18 protein-coding genes are annotated in these 17,872 nt (G+C 62.6%); 7 read left to right on the top strand and 11 right to left on the bottom strand.

Features of this window, described 5'->3' with window-relative positions; all coding sequences use genetic code 11:
• The first annotated feature begins 70 nt into the window (after positions 1-70).
• Genes HMPREF2943_RS10940 through HMPREF2943_RS10925 form a run of 4 tightly spaced genes read left to right on the top strand, consistent with a single transcriptional unit; the run spans position 71 to position 3,473 of the window.
• Positions 71-559 (top strand): NUDIX domain-containing protein, encoded by a 489-nt coding sequence (locus HMPREF2943_RS10940; protein ID WP_070524690.1) that lies wholly within the window; start codon positions 71-73, stop codon positions 557-559.
• Between the two features lie 39 nt (positions 560-598).
• Positions 599-1,537: an ABC transporter ATP-binding protein gene (locus tag HMPREF2943_RS10935; RefSeq protein ID WP_070445782.1), complete on the top strand. Its 939-nt coding sequence runs from the start codon at positions 599-601 to the stop codon at positions 1,535-1,537.
• The gene (locus HMPREF2943_RS10930) at positions 1,537-2,301 is read left to right on the top strand and encodes an ABC transporter permease (protein ID WP_070645505.1); all 765 of its coding nucleotides are present in this window, start codon (positions 1,537-1,539) and stop codon (positions 2,299-2,301) included. Before HMPREF2943_RS10935 ends, HMPREF2943_RS10930 begins: the two co-directional genes overlap by 1 nt.
• On the top strand, positions 2,298-3,473 hold the full coding sequence (locus tag HMPREF2943_RS10925) for a multidrug effflux MFS transporter (RefSeq protein ID WP_083315681.1): 1,176 nt from the start codon (positions 2,298-2,300) through the stop codon (positions 3,471-3,473). The genes HMPREF2943_RS10930 and HMPREF2943_RS10925 overlap by 4 nt, the downstream gene beginning before the upstream one ends.
• Before the next feature lie 356 nt (positions 3,474-3,829).
• On the opposite strand, the gene HMPREF2943_RS10920 is transcribed toward HMPREF2943_RS10925, so the two are convergent.
• The 4 genes from HMPREF2943_RS10920 to HMPREF2943_RS10905 are packed head-to-tail and all read right to left on the bottom strand — an operon-like array spanning position 3,830 to position 7,727.
• Positions 3,830-5,293: a phospholipase D-like domain-containing protein gene (locus tag HMPREF2943_RS10920; protein WP_070711596.1), complete on the bottom strand. Its 1,464-nt coding sequence runs from the start codon at positions 5,291-5,293 to the stop codon at positions 3,830-3,832.
• 6 nt (positions 5,294-5,299) lie between these two features.
• Entirely contained in the window at positions 5,300-6,109 is an 810-nt protein-coding gene (locus HMPREF2943_RS10915) for an exodeoxyribonuclease III (protein ID WP_070711595.1), read from the bottom strand.
• 5 nt (positions 6,110-6,114) lie between these two features.
• Complete coding sequence (locus HMPREF2943_RS10910; protein ID WP_070711594.1) at positions 6,115-7,113, bottom strand: N-acetylglutamate synthase, CG3035 family; 999 nt, start codon at positions 7,111-7,113, stop codon at positions 6,115-6,117.
• Positions 7,113-7,727: a peptide deformylase gene (locus HMPREF2943_RS10905; RefSeq protein WP_070711593.1), complete on the bottom strand. Its 615-nt coding sequence runs from the start codon at positions 7,725-7,727 to the stop codon at positions 7,113-7,115. Before HMPREF2943_RS10905 ends, HMPREF2943_RS10910 begins: the two co-directional genes overlap by 1 nt.
• A gap of 16 nt (positions 7,728-7,743) precedes the next feature.
• Between HMPREF2943_RS10905 and HMPREF2943_RS10900 the strand changes: the two genes are divergently transcribed.
• The 3 genes from HMPREF2943_RS10900 to HMPREF2943_RS10890 are packed head-to-tail and all read left to right on the top strand — an operon-like array spanning position 7,744 to position 9,983.
• Complete coding sequence (locus HMPREF2943_RS10900; protein ID WP_070711592.1) at positions 7,744-7,998, top strand: DUF3263 domain-containing protein; 255 nt, start codon at positions 7,744-7,746, stop codon at positions 7,996-7,998.
• A gap of 26 nt (positions 7,999-8,024) precedes the next feature.
• Complete coding sequence (locus tag HMPREF2943_RS10895; protein ID WP_083315680.1) at positions 8,025-8,789, top strand: LytR C-terminal domain-containing protein; 765 nt, start codon at positions 8,025-8,027, stop codon at positions 8,787-8,789.
• Positions 8,790-8,837: 48 nt separating this feature from the next.
• A complete protein-coding gene (locus HMPREF2943_RS10890) occupies positions 8,838-9,983 on the top strand; it encodes a glutamate--cysteine ligase (protein WP_070711590.1) in 1,146 nt (381 codons plus the stop codon).
• 105 nt (positions 9,984-10,088) lie between these two features.
• Here HMPREF2943_RS10890 and HMPREF2943_RS10885 read toward each other — a convergent pair whose 3' ends face one another.
• The 7 genes from HMPREF2943_RS10885 to HMPREF2943_RS10855 form a co-directional block, all read right to left on the bottom strand.
• Positions 10,089-11,312: a glycosyltransferase 87 family protein gene (locus tag HMPREF2943_RS10885; RefSeq protein WP_070711589.1), complete on the bottom strand. Its 1,224-nt coding sequence runs from the start codon at positions 11,310-11,312 to the stop codon at positions 10,089-10,091.
• A gap of 88 nt (positions 11,313-11,400) precedes the next feature.
• A complete protein-coding gene (locus HMPREF2943_RS10880; protein WP_070445814.1) occupies positions 11,401-11,781 on the bottom strand; it encodes a monovalent cation/H(+) antiporter subunit G in 381 nt (126 codons plus the stop codon).
• Entirely contained in the window at positions 11,778-12,050 is a 273-nt protein-coding gene (locus HMPREF2943_RS10875; RefSeq protein ID WP_010188770.1) for a monovalent cation/H+ antiporter complex subunit F, read from the bottom strand. Before HMPREF2943_RS10875 ends, HMPREF2943_RS10880 begins: the two co-directional genes overlap by 4 nt.
• Positions 12,050-12,568, bottom strand: coding sequence for a Na+/H+ antiporter subunit E (locus tag HMPREF2943_RS10870; RefSeq protein WP_070711588.1), 519 nt, complete (start codon positions 12,566-12,568; stop codon positions 12,050-12,052). Before HMPREF2943_RS10870 ends, HMPREF2943_RS10875 begins: the two co-directional genes overlap by 1 nt.
• Positions 12,565-14,361, bottom strand: a complete 1,797-nt coding sequence (locus tag HMPREF2943_RS10865; protein ID WP_070711587.1) for a Na+/H+ antiporter subunit D — start codon at positions 14,359-14,361, stop codon at positions 12,565-12,567. Before HMPREF2943_RS10865 ends, HMPREF2943_RS10870 begins: the two co-directional genes overlap by 4 nt.
• On the bottom strand, positions 14,354-14,854 hold the full coding sequence (locus HMPREF2943_RS10860; protein ID WP_070711586.1) for a Na(+)/H(+) antiporter subunit C: 501 nt from the start codon (positions 14,852-14,854) through the stop codon (positions 14,354-14,356). The genes HMPREF2943_RS10865 and HMPREF2943_RS10860 overlap by 8 nt, the downstream gene beginning before the upstream one ends.
• Complete coding sequence (locus tag HMPREF2943_RS10855) at positions 14,854-17,769, bottom strand: Na+/H+ antiporter subunit A (RefSeq protein WP_070711585.1); 2,916 nt, start codon at positions 17,767-17,769, stop codon at positions 14,854-14,856. The genes HMPREF2943_RS10860 and HMPREF2943_RS10855 overlap by 1 nt, the downstream gene beginning before the upstream one ends.
• Between the last annotated feature and the right edge of the window lie 103 nt (positions 17,770-17,872).

The following is a 17,872-nucleotide window of genomic DNA, read 5'->3' as shown; positions in this document are numbered from 1 at the left end:
GCCCCGCACCCCATCGCGCGATGATTTGGGGCAGGATGGCGTGGGCTAATTCTCGCGTATCGTATAAGGCATGTGTACACGCGTTAACCCAGAGCTTTCCGGTGATGGCTGGTCTAAAGGTCCGGGCGGGGTGCCGGTATGGGGCAAGTTTGGCGCCGCTGGCCTCTTCCTCGTGGCGGGGGATGACGTGCTGCTGCAGCATCGCGCTACGTGGACGAATAACGGTGGGACCTGGGGAATCCCGGGCGGGGCGCGGGATAAGCCGGAGTCACCGGAGCAGGCCGCGCTGCGGGAAACGGAGGAAGAAACCGGAATCTCGCCGGCGGACGTCGAGGTTCTAGGCTCGCTCGTTACCGCCGGGCCCTTCGAGGAAGGCTGGACTTATACCACGGTGTTAGCGCGGACTCTTTCGGGGCAGCGCTTGGCCACGACCGCCAACGAAGAATCTGCTGAGCTGCGCTGGGTGCCCTTTAACCAGATAGAAGAGCTGGAGCTTTTGGCTCCCTTCCGGGAAGCACTACCGCGGCTGCTGAAGTATTGGGAAGAAAACGGCAGCTGATACAGGCGCGCGGCGGGAACCTGTGGCACGCTGTAGGACATGATTGAAGTAGCCGGACTGACCAAACAGTACAAGTCTGTCCGCGCCGTCGATGACCTCACCTTCCAGGTGGAGCCGGGCCAAGTGACCGGCTTTCTGGGCCCCAACGGCGCTGGAAAATCAACGACGATGCGCATGATCCTGGGCTTGGATAAGCCCACCGCTGGCACCGCCCTAGTGCACGGCAAACCCTACCGCGAGCTGAAGAACCCGCTGCGTGAGGTGGGCGCGCTTCTCGACGCCAAAGCGGTCCACGCCAACCGCACCGCCGCTAACCACCTGACGTGGATGGCGCAAGCCAACGGCATCCCCACCTCCCGCGTCGATGAGGTGCTCGGGCTTGTGGGCTTGGCTGATGTTGCGGGCAAGAAGGCCGGCGGATTCTCCCTCGGTATGGGCCAGCGCCTTGGTCTAGCGGCCGCGCTGCTGGGAGACCCGGGCGTGCTGATCCTGGATGAGCCGGTCAACGGCCTGGACCCGGAGGGCATTCGCTGGGTGCGCTCGCTCGTGCGCGCGCTGGCAGCAGAAGGCCGCACGGTGCTCATCTCCTCCCACCTGCTGGCGGAGATGGCGCAGACGGCCGACCACTTGGTGGTCATTGGCCGCGGCAGGCTCTTGGCCAATCAGCGCACCTATGACTTTGTGAAGGAGAATTCCAGCTCTTCGGTCATCGTGCGCTCGGAGCACCTGCGCGAGTTCGGCTCGGCGCTCAAGGAAGCCGGAATTTTTTACCACGAGTCGGCTGATGAGGAACAGCGACCAACGCTAGTGATTCCTCACCAGACCACGGACTACGTGGGCCAGCTGGCTTATTCCACGGGTGTGCCGCTGACGGAATTGACGCTCCACCGCGCCTCGCTGGAAGAGGCTTATGTGGCTATGACGGATCGCGCGGTGCAGTACCAGGCGGAGGCACCGCAGGAAGGGGTACACCGCTAATGTTTCTCAATACTGTTCACGCGGAGTGGACGAAGCTGCGCACGACGAAGTCCTTCTGGTGGACCACGGCCCTCATTTTTCTTATCACTACCGGCTGGACGCTGCTGAATTCGCTCAACGCGGGCGAAGCCGTGCTGGGCATTAGCCCGCTGCAGGAGCGCAGCTTGGGCTCCATCATCTTGCTCATGGGCATGCCGATCATCATGATCCAGGCCTCGATGGTAGTGACCACGGAGTACCGCTATAAAACGCAGTCCCAGACCTTCATGGCAAACCCGCAGCGCTGGACCGTGGCCTGCGCCAAGCTGCTGCTCTACGGAGTCATTGCCGCGATTATTGCTTTCTTGGGCTTGGTGTACATCTTCGTGTTGGCGGATGTGACGGCCAACGAATCTGCGGCGGAGGCCTTCCAGCCCTTTGCCAGCGAGGATGGCAAGTACATGTTGTGGGCCTTCCCGCTCGCCGCTTTTGGCCTGGTTGCCTTTGTTCAAGGCTTAGGCATGCTGCTGCGGCAAACCGCCGGCACGGTGGCTATCTGCCTCATCTTGTACTTGGGCTTGGAAAATATCGTGCGCGTGCTGCCGCTGGTGGGCGATAAAGTCATTCACTTCATGCCCTTTACCGCCTTCCAGAACTGGGCGGTGAACTATGTGGATGAGAACGCGCCGTGGTCATCGGTAGGCTTTGAGGCTCTCGTCTTCTTCGGCTGGGCCGCAGTTCTGTGGATCGTGGGCGTCATCGTGCTGGAGAAGCGCGACGCGTGATTCCCTATCCACTCTTGGCTACATTGGCGCTGTTGTCCGCAACAGCGCCTTTTGCCACAGATATGTATTTGCCGGTGATGCCGGAGATCGTCTCTGATCTGGGCACCACCCGGTCCATGGTGCAGCTGACCATCTCAGGCTTTTTCATTGGCATGGGGGTGGGTCAGCTCGTGATGGGCCCGCTGTCCGACGCCATCGGGCGCAAACGCCTCCTTATTGCCGGTGCCGCCCTCGCGCTGGCGGCCTCTGTCCTGGCAGCGATGGCTCCTACCGCCACCGTTCTCGTGGCTGCCCGTGTGCTGCAGGGCCTCGGTGGCGGTGCGTGCACGGTGCTGGCCCGCGCGGTAGTTCCTGACCTTGTGCACGGATCGGCGGCTGCGAAGGCTTATTCGCTGCTCATGGCGTTGCAAGGCATCGCACCGGCGGTGGCCCCGGTGCTCGGTGGCGTCCTGGCGGAGCCGTTGGGCTGGCGTGGCATCTTTTGGGTGCTGGCCGGGCTGCATGCGGTGCAATTGGTGCTGGCGGTCGCCATCGTCCCGGAAACCGCGGGCGGGCGCTCCCGCGCCGGGCTGTTTCGCACGGTCGCGGGCAACTACTGGGCGGTGCTGATCAATGCCCGGGTGTGGGGCTACTTGGTAACCATGGCCTTCGGCTTCTGCTCGATGTTTTGCTACATCTCCGCCTCGGCCTTCGTGGTGCAGGACCAGTGGGGATTCTCGTCCTTGGGCTATTCGCTGATCTTCGGCATCAACTCCGTGGGCCTCTTTATGGCCACGCTGGTGAATTCGCGGGCGATGGATTCGGTCTCCCCGGCGGTCATGTTGCGCATCGGCGTGACCGGCGTTTTCGTGTGCGGGGTGCTCTTGTTGCTGTCGGTGCTGTTTGGCGCTCCGGTCTGGGTCTGCCTCACTGTGCTTTTTGCCTGCGTGGCGCCGACCGGCTTCATCATGGGCAACGCCACGGCGTTGGCCACGGGCCTCATGCGCCCGCGAGCGGGTAGCGTCTCCGCGATCATGGGCTTCGGCCAGTCTATGTTGGCCAGCGCCATCAGCCCGCTCATGGGCTGGGGCTCGAACGCAGCGCTGACCATGGCCATCGGAATGGTGTGCTGCAGCTTCATCTCGCTGTGCGGCCTTGTGGTATCCACGCGGCTGGCCCGCGGCGCCTCGTAGTGCGCAGCGCCGCCCAACGCGGCGCTGCGCACCAGGACGTTGCACAAGGTCCCGAGTACAAGCCGCTGAGCAAACGGGTACCGTCACAAGACACCGAGCACCGCGTGCTACGCAGTTGGAGCCTTGCAAACGGCATCTCACAAAAGGCATCTTGCAAACGGCGCACTGCAGAAGGCATCAGTCAAAGGGCGTCTTTGCCTCTGAAAACGCCTTTTGCAGGCGCTAGATGGCGTTTTTAGGACCAAAAGCGCCTTGTGGTAGACGCCTTCTAGGAGATGCCTTCTGGGAGATGCCTTCTGCGTGCTGTTCGGCTCCCTTGGCAATAAGGGAACCACGTGCGGGTCCCCATGCATCCCCTACTGCAGGGCGGAGGTCAGACGCATGACGTTGTCCACGTAGCGGCGCAGCAGGCCGCGCTCGTTCCACTCCTCGAGGGTGAGCTCGTGGCAGACCTTCTTGTAGTTGCTGGCCAACTGGGTGAAGTCATCGATGAGGTCGCCCTTGGCCACCAACATGGTCGATTCATAGTTGAGGCCGAAGGAGCGCATGTCCATGTTGGAGGAACCAAACATGCACAAGGAGTCGCGCTCCGGCAGGTTCGGGTCCGCAAGAATGAACTTGGAGTGCAGCACGAAGGGCTCGGGGAATTGGAAGATCCGTACGCCGGCCTCCAACAGTGCTTGGTAGTAGGAGGACTGCGCGTGGTTGACCATGAACTGGTCCGCCTTCGCGGACACCAACAACTCCACCTCAACATCGCGATAGCACGCGGTGGTGACCGCCTCCAAGAGGGACTCGTCCGGGATGAAGTAGGGCGAGCAGAGAATGAGCTTTTCCTTGGCGTGGTGCACCACCGAATTGAACATGCGCAGGTTGGGTTCCGTGGTGTATCCGGGGCCGGAGGGGACCAACTGAAGGTGGTTGGAGTCCGCCGTCATGGCGTCGTCGTAGGGCTGCATATCCAAGGACAGCTGCTCTTCGGATTCCAGGTACCAATCCACCGCGAACACCGAGGCCAAGGACGTCACCACAGGGCCGGTCATCTCGACCATGTAGTCGATCCATGCGCGGTCCTTGGTCTTGTATTCACGCTTGATCATGTTCATCGAGCCCAAGAAGCCCGTGTGGCCGTCAATGACCACGATCTTGCGGTGGTTGCGCAAATCCGGGCGGCGGAAGCGGCCTTTGTGCAGCTGCAGCGGAAGCATGAGCCGCCAGTCGACGTCAATCTCGGTGAGGCGTTTGCCCAGCGTGAAGTAGCCCTTGTACTTCAAACTGCCGATCTGGTCTAGCAGCAGCTTGACCTCCACGCCGCGTTTTCGGGCGCGCGCGAGGGATTGGAAGAAGACATCGGTCACCTCATCCCAGGACTGGATGTAGATTTCGATGAGCACGTACTTCTCAGCGCGGTCCACGGCCCGCGCCATGGCCAGAATGGCCTCCTCATAGGAGGCATGTAGGCCTTTGTTGTGCCCAATGAGGGCCGGATGTCCGGTGAGGTTGCGATTGAGCTGGATGAGGGATTCCACCTCCGGAGAGAGGCGGCCCGAGGGGTGGTTGGGGGTGGAGGCGGTGACGTCGCTAAGCAGCGCGTTGGCCTCCTGCTGGATGCGGTGGCGCCGGCGGTTGATATAGGGCGAGCCCATGAGCAAGAACAACGGCAGACCCACGATGGGCAGCACAAGAATGGCCAACAGCCAGGCAGTGGAGCTGGAGGGGCGGCGGCCCTCGGGGACCACGCCGATGGCGATGATTTTGATGCCGTAATCAATAAGCAGCAGTACAAACTGCCAGACGGAGAGATCGATGTTGAGGTTCATGGCAGGTTAGCGCACTGACGCGAAATCGGGGACATCGAAATCCGCGATCAGTGGAACGTGGTCGGAGGTCTTGTCGCCGGCGCGTTCAACCATGTCCACCTGCGCTCCTTGGACGAGGCGTGCGAGGGGTTCGCTGGCCAGCTGGAAATCGATGCGCATGCCCTCGTTCTTCTGGAAGCGCAGGGACTTGTAATCAAAGTAGGTCCAGCGCTCCTCCTTAGTGAAGCGGCGGGTGACTTCCACCAGCCCGGACTCCTCCAGCATCTGGAAGGCGGCGCGCTCCGGTTCGGTGACGTGCGTCTTGCCGCGGAAGAGCGACATATCCCAGACATCCTCATCTCGCGGCGCGATGTTGAAGTCACCCGTGAGCAAGAGTTTCGACTGCGCCCGAGTCTCCGCATAGCGCGCCAAAGAGTAGAGGAAGTCCAGTTTGTAGTCGAAGTGCCGGTCCGTGATGTCGCGCCCGTTGGGAACGTAGAGGGACCACATCTCAATCCCGCGGATGCGGGCCGATAGCGCCCGGGCCTCGCGCGCCTGCTCCTTAGTGGGGTCTTTGTGGAACCCAGGCTGACCGGGGAAGAAGGTCTGGACCTCTTCCGGTTCTTCCTTGGACAGGATGGCCACGCCATTCCACTGGTTCAGCCCGTGGCAGGTCACGTGGTAGCCGGCTTCCTCGAAAGGCTCGCGGGGGAACTTCGCATCCGCCACCTTGGTTTCTTGCAGGCAGAGCACGTCGATGTCGTGCTTGGCCAGCAGATCCACCGCGCGCTGAGCGCGGGTGCGAACGGAGTTGATGTTCCAGGTAGCGATGCGCATGTGGTTTAGGGTACTTGAGGTAGACGGCGGGCGTAACGGTGACGGTGCTGCTCGAGGAAGCCGAGCTTCTCATAGAGCCGGATCCCAGCCGTATTATGGGCTACGACCTGCAGGTAGGCCTTCTCCGCACCCTGGGCCTTGCCCCAGGCCAGCATGTGCGCGCCCAAGGCGGTGCCCAATCCTTTGCGGCGCCAACCTTCGGCCACTTCCACGGCGGAGTAACCCAGCCACACGGTGCCGTCCCCGGATTCCGTTAGGGTGCCGCGCGTAATAGCGATGGTTTCGCCCGTAGGGGAGAGGAGGCGCCCGAAGCCCATCGTTCCCTCGATGTGGCTTCGCAGGTATTCCAAGGCTAAAGGCGGTAGAGCTTGGCCGCGGAAGTGGTAGAGATCGAGCCATTCGGAATCGGGCTGCGCATCGATGCGGAAGGTGACCTCTTCCGGTTCTGGGAGATCCGCCACATCACGCACCATCACTAGGATTTCCGGCTCGAGCTCCCAGGCTTCGGGTTCGGCCGCCACGAGCTTTTCTGCGGAGGCGCCGATGCGCTCCGGGATGGCCAAGCGCACAGGAAGATCGTGGCGCGCATAAAACGCGTCGATCTCCTCCATCGGTACCGGCAGAAATCCCGCGGAAGGGCCCAGCGGAATCGCGGAGTTTGAGCGGCCCGTCACGCCATCACCCGCGCGCAGGAGCCACTGGCCATCAGACGTCCACGTGTGCTCCTTGCCGGGGAAGGCGGCCGCGGTGGCCACCTCGACGGCGCGGATATCGGAATTGCGGACGGTACGTGGGGAGAGGCGCTTAATGATCTTGAGCTGCTCCGGCGGAATCTCCACTGCGTCGAGCGAAGAGGGGTAGCCGCCGACTTCCTGGGGGCGGATGACCAGCGGCTCCAGGCTGAGCACGTGGCCGATGACATCACTGTGCACGCCGCCGAAATCGCGCCGGGCCACCACGCGCTCGCCCACCTGGACGGAATCGGAGCGGAAGATGCGGGACATTAGTCGTCGTGCCCGAAGGGATCTTCGTCCTCGCCTGGCAGCCAGGTAAGCCCGGCCTCGGTCCAGCCGTTGCGCTTAATAGCCTTCTTGGCCTGGCGCTTGTAGCGGCCGGTGAGCACGTCGGTGTAGACGAAGCCGTCGAGGTGGCCGGTTTCGTGCTGCAGCATGCGCGCGAAGAAACCATAGCCCTCGATGGAGATGTCCTCGCCCTTTTCATTCTTGCCGGTCACACGCGCCCAGTCAGCGCGGCCGGTGGGGAAGCCCTCGCCCGGAACGGAGAGGCAGCCTTCGTCCTCGGAGCCGTCGTCGGCCGGCATGGTTTCCGGAATCTCGGAGGTTTCCAGCACCGGGTTGATCACGCAGCCGCGCCGCATGCCGCCTTCGGGAAGCTCGGTGCCATCTGGCCCGTCGGTGTCGGGGCAGTGGTAGACAAAGAGGCGCTTGTTCACGCCGATCTGGTTGGCGGCTAGGCCTACTCCGTGCGCGGCATCCATGGTCTCGTGCATGTCCGCGATGAGCTCCTGTAGCTCGGGGGAGTCGATGGCTTCAGTGACCGGCTCGGTGGGATTGTGGAGGACCGGGTCGCCGTGGATAACGATGGGACGAATAGTCATGGCATACAGTCTAAGCATGCACTCCCTGTCAGACCTAGACGCCGCGATTTTGGAGTTCGAGTCCCACGCCCCGCGCGATATCGGCGCCAAGGAGGAGGCCATCCGTGCGCAGCTGGATATTACTCCGGTGCGCTATCACCAACGCCTTAACGTGCTCCTTGATAACCCCGCCGCGCATGCTTCCTACCCGCTGTTGGTGGCGCGTTTGCGCCGGCTTCGCGACGCCCGCGAGGACGTCCGGCGCGCCGCACACGACAATGCACCGGACTGAGGCCCATAGATACTAGAGTTGCCAGTGTGACTAATGTGAATCCGGAAAACTCTGCCTCGTCCGCTGACCGCGCGCGCCACGCCGCCGATTCCGATTCGGCTGCCGCCGCCCCGGCCTCCGCTAGCAAGCTCCCGCTGCGTGGTGTTGCCATGGTGCTCATCGCCGTGGCCGTCATGCTCGGCATGTGGGCTCTCTACGCCATGACCTCGGATGGTTCCGAGGACACCGCGCAGGATGCGCCCGCCAACGACGCCGCCGTCTCCGGTCCCGCCACCGGTGGCGTTGAAGGCGATGCTGCTACCGGCGGTGCGGAGGGCGAAGCCGACAAGAACAAGGACGCCGCCGAGCACGAGCGCCCGGCTGATGCCGACGCCGACTCGGAGAGCGCCGACCAGGCCGGCGCGGAGCACAAGGAGAACCGCGAAGAGAATGCTGAGGCGGGCGCCGCCGTAGGCAACTCTGACCGCCCGCAGGCGGAGATCCCCGTCAACGTTTTCAACAACTCCGGCCGCGCCAACTACGCCGCTGACGAGGCAGAGCGCCTCAAGACCGAAAAGTTCAAGGTGGCTGAGGTAGGCAACATCAGCGGTGACGTCCTCGTCGCACCGCAGACCACCATCTTCTTCCCGCAGGGTGATGCCGCCGCCGAGAACCTGGCCAAGGAAGTCGCCGCCCAGTACTACGGCGGCAATGTTCCGGCGGAAGCCATCGCGCCGTACCCGGCTGAGCTGACCGGGGATTACACCAAGGGCGATGCCGTCGTCGTGGTCCTCGCCGTTCCCCAGGCCTAGGGAATAAAAACTTATTAAATTCACCCTGTTGGTGGATAGGATGAACGGGTGAACATTCCGGAAGAGAACTTTGCCCGCTCGCCCGAGCCCACGCTGGGGGTTGAGTGGGAAGTTGCCCTCGTTGACCCAGTGACCTGGGACCTCGTGCCGCGTGGTGCGGAGCTCATTGACCGCGTCCACGCCGCCCACCCCGACATCCACTTGGAAAAGGAATTCCTCCAGAACACGGTGGAGCTGGTGACCGGGGTATGCCGGACGGTGCCGGAGGCGATGGGGGACCTGCAGACGTCGCTAAGCGCAGTGCGTGAAGCGGCTAACTCTATTGACGCGCGCCTCTGGGCCTCGGGCGGACACCCTTTTACGGACTTCCGGAAGAACCCCGTCTCCGCGAAGGAGAGCTACTCCGAAATCATTAACCGCACCCAGTACTGGGGCCAGCAGATGCTGCTGTGGGGCACGCACGTGCACGTCGGCATCAGCCATGAGGAACGCGTGTGGCCCATCATCAATGCGCTGATGACGAAGTACCCCCACCTGCTGGCCATTTCCGCCTGCTCGCCGGGGTGGGAGGGGCTCGATACCGGTTACGCCTCCAACCGCACGATGCTTTACCAGCAGCTGCCTACCGCGGGCATGCCCTACCAATTTGAGAACTGGGAGCAGTGGAAGTCCTACATGCGGGACCAGGCCATTTCGGGGGTCATCAACCACACCGGCTCGATGCACTTCGACGTCCGCCCGGCCTCGAAGTGGGGAACGGTGGAGGTGCGCATTTCCGATGCCGCCTCCAACCTCCGCGAGCTCTCCGCCATCGTGGCGCTCACGCACTGCCTGGTGGTGCACTATGACCGCATGATCGATGCGGGCGAAAAGCTGCCAACCCTCCAGCCGTGGCACGTGGCGGAGAACAAGTGGCGCGGTGCGCGCTATGGCATGGACGCGCTGGTCATCACCTCGCGCGAGACCGATGAGCGCTGGATCAAAGATGAGCTGGCGGATCTGTTGGTGGAGCTGGCCCCGCTCTCAGAAGAACTAGGCTGTGCCCGGGAGCTGCAGCTGGTGCAGGAGATCATCGATTCTGGTGCGGGCTATGAGCGCCAACGCCGCTTGTATGAGGAGACCGGCAGCTGGCAGAAGGTGGTCAAGGCCACCGCGGATGAGATGGAGCAGCTCTTGCCGCTCGCTGAGGGCTAAGCCCTAGGGGGCGAAGGTACAGATTGGTAAATAAGCCTTGTAGAACACGAGTTTTCGAGCCACTATTTACGAAAACGTACCTTGTCAAGACCTGGCGAACCGCCCCTAGCTCTTCTCCACGGCACGCTTGCGCGGCGCGACGAAGCCCCACACGGCGTAGACGGCGATAAAGACGATGCAAGACAGCGTCCACAGCGAGGTCGCCCACGGCTGGAAGGATTCGATCGCGTCGAGGTTGGCCGTGGACATGGTGAACCACACCGGGACCGACATGAAGGGCAGCGACACCACGAACAGGGCCGCCACGGAGGCAAGGCCGGCGAGCTGCTCGCCGAACTTCCCGGATAGCCGAGCAGTTAGCGCCTGGTTGACTGATACGAAGACCATGACCACGAAGGGGATGGTCCACACGAAGTGGTGGTACCAGGAGAAGGGGGAGACCAAGCAGGTGCTCAGGCCCGTTAGCGCGAAGGCCGCGGTACGGTTGCCGCGCAGGTATGCGGTGCGCAGCGCCAGGCAGGTAAGCGCAAAGACCACGATGACCGCCAGCAGCCACCAGATGCCGCCATCGATGCCGAGCTCGCGGAACATAAGCGAGCGCAGCGACTTTGCTCCGGGGTTGGCATGCTCGCCCACGCGGGAAGAATTGAACATGGCATCGGTCCAGAAATCCATCGCGTCTGGCACGAAGAGGAAGCCGAGCACCACCGTGACCAAGAAGGTGATGACCGCCCCCGCGGCGGCCCACCAGCGCTTCTCAAAAAGCAAGGCCAGCCCCATATAAGCCGGGGTCAGCTTGATGCCCGCGGCCAGTCCAATTCCCACGCCCGGCAGGCGGTGCTTAAGCGGCAGGAAATCCAAGGCCACGAGCAGCATCAAGAAGACGTTGACCTGCCCGTAGTACAGCGACCCGTGCATCGCCTCATTCGCCGGGGTGAGCGCGGTGAGCAGCACGGCGACGAGTACCGCGGCCGGGGTCATCTTCACGCCCCGCTCGCGGAAGATCATGACGACGATCGCCAGCACCGCTAGGAACATGAGCGAGGGCCAGATAATGGTCAACGCACCCTTGCTGAAGAAGGGCAAAACCTTGAACAGCAGGCCCGCGAACGGCGGGGAGGTGAAGGGGAATTGGAAGATATAGGGGGCGTCGTAAAGCAGGCCGCCCGTGTTGAGGTCCTCGCCCGCCATGCGGTAGATGGAGAGGTCGAAGGGGAGGATGTAGGTGAAGGAGTGGGGTCCATCGTATTGGCTGAACTTGTACACCATCACAGCGATGCCCAGTGCGAGGACAGCGCATATCGTTGGTACGCCTTGCAGCTTTTTCACGTCGACTCTCCTCGAATGAGTACCTATTATTGCCTTTTGCAGCCTATATTAATGCTCCCTCTTTTCCTGGGAGAAGGGGCCCGTGTCCTTACTTTCGGCGCAGGGAACGCGCGGCGGGGGCCTCGTTGCGCAGCATCGAATCCGGCGTGCCGTACAGGCCCTCGCGGCGAGCGATACGCGTGGTTCTTTGTGCGGTCACCGGGCTGGTGATCATGGCGAAAAGGACAAGCAGCACCAGGATGCCCAAGTCGCCGCGCTCAGCCACGCTGAAGCTTTCCGAACCCGTCACCTTGATGATGGCGCCCAGAATGGTGAAGATGAGCCCCGTGGTCTGTGGTTTAGCGATGGCATGCACGCGCGCCATCGTGTCCCCAAACCGTGCCACTCCAATCGCGGCCGCCAGAATGAGTATCGAGCCGACGAGGATGAGGATGATGGAGAGGACATCGGCAATCAGTGCGTAACTCATGAATCCCTCTTCCTGAAGCGAGTAACGGAGACCGTCGAAATGAATCCGAGGAGCGCCACGACCAGCATCGCGTTGGAGACTGTGGTGTCCAAGGTCCAACAGATATAGGTGGCCAGGGCGCATTGGAACATGGCCACGAGCCCGTCCATGGCGATGAGCCGGTCGAGCGAGTTGGGGCCGATGACGATGCGCCACGTGGTGATGAGGAAGGCCACCACGAGGAAGCCCGCGGCCACAGTGAGCAGGATGTTATACACGTCAGTATCCATCAGGGGTGGCTCCTTTCGAAGATGGCAATCATATCGGCTTCCAGCTTGCGCACCGCCGCGATCTCCCGCTCCAAGTGTTCCTCAGAGTCAGCGTTGAGGAGATGGATGGTGAGCATGCGGTTGGCAATATCGATATCGGACACCGTGCCGCCCGGCTGCAGGTTATACAAGCTCACCGCCAGCGCGAGAACGAACTCGTTCTCCACGCGCATCGGCAACTTCACAATCGCGGTCTTCGGCACTTCCTGCGGGCGCACCGCCAGCCAGCCAACCTTGATGGAAGCTTCCATTAGCTCCACAAACCACTGCGCCATGAAGATGAAAAGCTTGCCCCAGCTCACCGAAATTCCTGCCACGGGCATGGCCGGCAGCGGTAGCGCGAAGACGATGAACAGGCTGGCAAGCAGCCCGCCTGCCAGGTTCGCCACGGTGACCTCGCCCATGAGCATGCACCACATGACGATGATCCACACCATGAACCAGGGCCGGAAGCGGTGCTTAACCCCGGCAAATCTCATCGCGATACCTCCTTTTCATCCTTGCGCACGGTGGTGGGCAGAGCGGGCGTGGCGCTTGGCGACGTCCTCGTTGTCGGCGCCACCGGCTCCGGATCCGGGATGGGCTCGCTCCGGTTCTTGCGGGAATCCGCGCCCTCCTCGTAGCGCTCGGCGGGGTCTAGGTGGCGCGTCGGGGCCTCGGCGGAATCACCCAGCACGGCATAACGGTAGATGGAATCATCCTGCGCCGAGGTGGCCGCGCGGGTGGTGACACCGGAGATGGGGCCCGCCAGGAAGGACATCGACACCGAAGCGATGACGAGTAGGGACGTGGAGGCCAGCATGCCGAAGGGCACGCGGCCGACATCATCGCGATCTGCCAGCTCGACGTATTCGGTGACCTCGCCCAGCGGGGAAGGACGCACCATGGCGAGGTTGCCCTCGGGGGCATCGCCGCGGTCACGCAGGAAGCCCTTGGCCCAGACGAGCACCATGACATACAAGGTGAGCAGGGAGGTGACCACCGCGCCGCCGATGAGGACCCAGGACATCCACGAGCCCTCGTTCGCGCCGGCTTGGAGCAGCATGATTTTGCCCAGGAAGCCGGAGAAGGGAGGGATGCCACCCAGGTTCATGGCTGGGATGAAGTACAAGATGGCGATGAGCGGCGCGGTATAAATCAGCGAGCCCAAGCGCCGCAGCGAGGAGGTACCGGCTTGGCGCTCGATGAGGCCCACGACCAAGAAGAGCGCAGTCTGCACCAGAATGTGGTGCACGGCGTAGAAGATGGCGCCTGACAATCCCTGCGCGGTTCCGAGGGCAACGCCGAAGATCATATAGCCGATGTGGCTGACCAGCGTGAAGGACAGCAATCGCTTGATATCCGATTGGGCGATAGCACCCAAAATACCCACGAGCATCGTGGCCAGCGCGACCCACATGAGCAGGCCATCCAGCCCTCCATCGGTGAAGATTGAGGTACGCGCGCGAATGATGGCGTAGACACCAACTTTGGTGAGCAGGCCCGCGAAGACCGCGGTGACGAGGGAAGGTGCGGTGGGGTAGGAGTCCGGCAGCCAGGCATCCAACGGGAAGACGGCCGCCTTAATGCCAAAGGCAATGAGCAGCACGGCGAACACTGCGGAGCGGGTACCCGCCGGGATATCCTCCATCCGGATGCCAATCTGGGCCATGTTCATCGTGCCCACCGTGGCGTAGATATAAGCCAAGGCCAGCACGAAGATGAGCGAGGAGGCCATGGAGACCATGACGTAGCCCACGCCGGCCCGCACGCGTGCGGGCGAGGCGCCGAGGGTCAGCAGCACATAGGAGGCCACGAGGAAGATTTCGAAGCCCACGTAGAGGTTGAACAAGTCACCGGCCAGGAAGGACACGTTCACGCCCATGGTTAGCAACATGTAGGTGGGCAGGAAGGTCGCCACCGGCTCGTCCTTAGTGCCGTCGCGCACGCCCTGTGAAATGGCGTACCACATGACGGAGAACAGGACGACGGAGGAGGTAAAGAGCATGACCGTGGACAAACGGTCCGCCACCAGCGTGATGCCCACTGGGGCGTCCCAGCCGCCCACCTGCAGGGTTTGAATGCCGGTGGTATCCGCGATGAAAATCAGAGCGGCATTCACGGTGGCGAGCGTGAGCAGGGAGAAGAAAGCGATGCGGCGCTGCGCATTGGCATTGCGTGCACAAAGCATCGCTAGCGCGGCAGCCAAGGCCGGGATGATGATCGGCAGGGGGATCAGGTAGCTGATATAGGGCAGCAGCAGATCCACCAGGGGTGAGATGGTCTCACTCATCGGTGGCCTCCTTCACGGGAGCCTCGAAGAATTCGGGGCCAAATTTATCGCCTTCCTTGGTGTTGCGGCCGGTGGTCGGGTCATTGGAGGCGTCATGGTCGGGGGCAGCCGAGGCGTTGCCCGGACGTGAGGCAATCGCGGCGATGGCGGCGTCCTCGGTGTCATCCTCAATCACGTCCGCGGTGCGGTAGCGATATTGGCGGTAGGCCAAGGTGAGGATGAAGCCGGTCAGCGCCATCGAAATGACGATGGCCGTGAGGATCATCGCCTGGGCCAGTGGATCGGCGATGTCCTCGCCATAGGGCAAGGAGGTCCGGCCGTCGATTGGCGGTGAGCCCGCATTGCCGCCAGCCATGAGCATGAAGAGGTTCGCGCCATTGCCCAGCAGCAAGATGCCGAGCAGCATCTTGGTCATGGCGCGGTCTAGCAATAAGTACACCCCGGCGCCGCAGAGCACGCCCGCAGCGAGCAGGAGCATGAGGTTGGCATCCATTAGGCGTGTCCTTTCTCTGCGGTGGCAGTGGTTTCTTTCTCTTTCGCCCGGCGTGACAGGGAACGGGCGCGGTCGCGGGCGCGCTGCTTACGCATCTCTTCTTCCTCATCGAGCTTGGCACCCAAGGAAGACAAGACATAGAGCGTGAGACCGACGACGATGAGGTAGACACCGGCGTCGAAAATGAGCGCCGACGGCAAGGAAACATCACCGATGAGCGGTACGCCGATCTTCGTGTACCCAGAGGTCAGCGGCGGATAGCCCAGGAGCATCGGGGTGATGACGGCGCTGAGGGAGAACAGCAGGCCTACCGCCATGGTGCGGCCGCCGTCGAGTGGCAGCGCCTCCTCGAGCTCCTCGCGGCCGCCCGCCAGGTAGCGCAGAATCAGCGCCAAGGCTGCCACGAGGCCGCCAGCAAAACCGCCGCCAGGGGCGTTGTGGCCGCCGAAGAAGAAGTACAGGGACAGCACCATCATCGAGGGGAAGAGAATACGGGTGCTCACGTCCACCATGAGCGAGCGGTTGAGCGCCTTCTCCGATTCCACGCCTGCAGCCAGCCAGCGGCGCCCAGTGACCTGCAAGGTCGGGCGGCGGGAGGCGCGGGTAAAGCTTTGCGTGCGGAAAATCAACGAGGCAATACCCGTTGCGGCAATGACGAGCACCGTGATCTCGCCAAAGGTATCCCACGCACGCAGGTCCACGAGCAGGACGTTGACCGTGTTGGCGCCGTGGCCAATCTCCTTGGCCAACTCCGGCATGTACTGCGAGATAGGTTCCTCGCGCCGGGCGTTGATAGCGAACATACCGATCACGGTGACGGCCAGGCCCACGCCGACTGCCAGCCAGGCGCGCAAGCGACCGGTTTTGGGCTCCTGCTTCCACTCGGTATTGGCCGGCATGCGGCGCAGTACCAGCATGAAGAGCACCATGATGATGGTCTCCACAAGCAGCTGCGTCAGTGCCAAATCCGGCGCGCCCTGTAGCGCGAAGATGAAAGACAAGGCGTAGCCGGTCACGCCGACGAGGATGACGCCCGAGAGGCGGTTATCCAGCACGGTGGCTGCGACAGCGGCGATGATGATGATCACCGCAGCGATGGCCTGCCAAGGGTTCTCAGCCACGATCATGTGCACGTTGGTGATATCACCGTTGATGAGCATGACGATGGGCAGCACCATGAGCGTGGCGAAAATGACCGTGAGGTTGAACTGCAGCGAACCGCGCTGGGTGGAGGCGGTGATGCGCAGGGAGAGCTGGCGTAGGGCGTTGATCACGGCGTCGTAGGAATCATCTGCCGAGCCCAGGGCCGGGTAGGTGAACTGGGCCTTCGTGAGCGCCTGGCGCTGCCAGTGCAGGAGGAAACCGGCGGCGACAATGACCACGGAAAGCAGCAGCGCGATGGTGAAGCCATGCCATAGGGCTAGTTCGGAAGCCTGCTCCGTCCCAAAAGTGTTGTCCAGGTGCTGCGTGATGCCGTGGGATAGCGGCAGCGGCCGCAGGCCAAAGAAGATGGTGAGCAAGGTCAGCACCGTCGGCGGGATCCACAGGAAGGGGCCGATGTGGTGCATGTGTGCCACTGCCTCCGAAGGCTCTTCCTGCCCCTTGGAGGAGAACGCGCCCCACAAGAAGCGCAGGGCATAGGCCATCGTCAGCGCGGAGCCGACGACGACGGCAACGAGCAGCATGTTGCGCGGCATGCCGACGAGCAGCTCCTCGTGCATGATGGCTTCTAGCGTGGCTTCCTTGGACACAAACCCCAGCAGCGGCGGGATACCCGCCATGGACATCGCGGGGAGGATAGCCAGGACATACAGCGCGGGGTTCTTCTTGCCCAGGCCCGCGAGCTTGTCGATGTCCCTCGTTCCCGTCGAATGGTCGATAGCGCCGACGATCATGAAGAGCGCGGCCTTGAAGAGGGAGTGCGCGAAGGTCAGCGCTAGTCCTGCCTGCATGGCCTCGCGGGATCCGATGGCGATGATGGCGGTGATAAAGCCCAGCTGTGAGACGGTGCCATAAGCCAAAACCAGCTTCAGGTCACGCTGCTTGAGCGCCATCCAGCCGCCGAGCAGCATGGTGAAGGCGCCCAGGGGGATGACCACCAGGTGCCAGGTGGAAATGTCATGCACCGAGGGGGCAAGGCGCGCGACGAGGTAGATGCCGGCCTTCACCATCGCCGCGGAGTGCAGGTAGGCCGAGACAGGGGTCGGCGCGGCCATGGCGCCGGGCAGCCAGAAGTGGGCGGGGGCGATGGCGGACTTGGAGAGCGCACCGCAGAGAATGAGCACGATCGCCACGGTGAGGTAGGGGGTGTTGGCCAGGTCTTCGGTGGCGGCGATTCCGCTGAAAGACCACTCGCCGGTCTGGCGGCCGAGGAGGGTAATGCCCACTAGCATGGCGAGGCCGCCCAGAACGGTCACCATGAGCGCCTGCTGCGCTGATCGACGCGACGAGGCGCGCTCGCCGTAATAGCTCACCAAGAGGAAAGACAGCAGGGAGGTGATTTCCCAGAAGACGTAGAGCAGCAGGAAATTATCGGAAATGACCAGGCCATACATAGCCGTGGCAAAGCCCACCATCTGGCCACCAAAGAGGGCGAGGCGCCGCCGAGGATGGTCGAAATAGCCCCAGCAATAAAGCAAGACCAGCGCGCCTACGCCCAAGATGATGAGGCTGAATAGCGCGGAAAGCGCGTCCATGCGGAAGCTGATATTGAGGTGCGCGGCTGGCATCCAGTTGAGGTCATAAGCCAGCTGGTTTCCGTTGCGTAGCGTGCCAGTAGTGAGCTGCTGGAGTACCCAGAAGAAGCCGACTGCGGGCGCGATTGCCAAGAGCCCGAAGGCGCGGCGGCCAAGGTAGAAAATGAGGAATGGAGCGGCGATGGATGCTACGACCAAGGCGCAAAAGAGAGTGAGCACGAGGTTGCGGTGGCGTCCTTTCCTTGTCGGGGGACTGGGTTAAACCCACCGCGCTGGCGGGCGTTCACTAATGCTCACGATACAGTCTGAAATCCCAGTTTTC

Origin of the sequence: Corynebacterium sp. HMSC072D12 (genome assembly GCF_001813925.1) — a bacterium.
Classification (GTDB): domain Bacteria; phylum Actinomycetota; class Actinomycetes; order Mycobacteriales; family Mycobacteriaceae; genus Corynebacterium; species Corynebacterium aurimucosum.
This window is presented reverse-complemented; position numbering and strand designations above follow the sequence as displayed.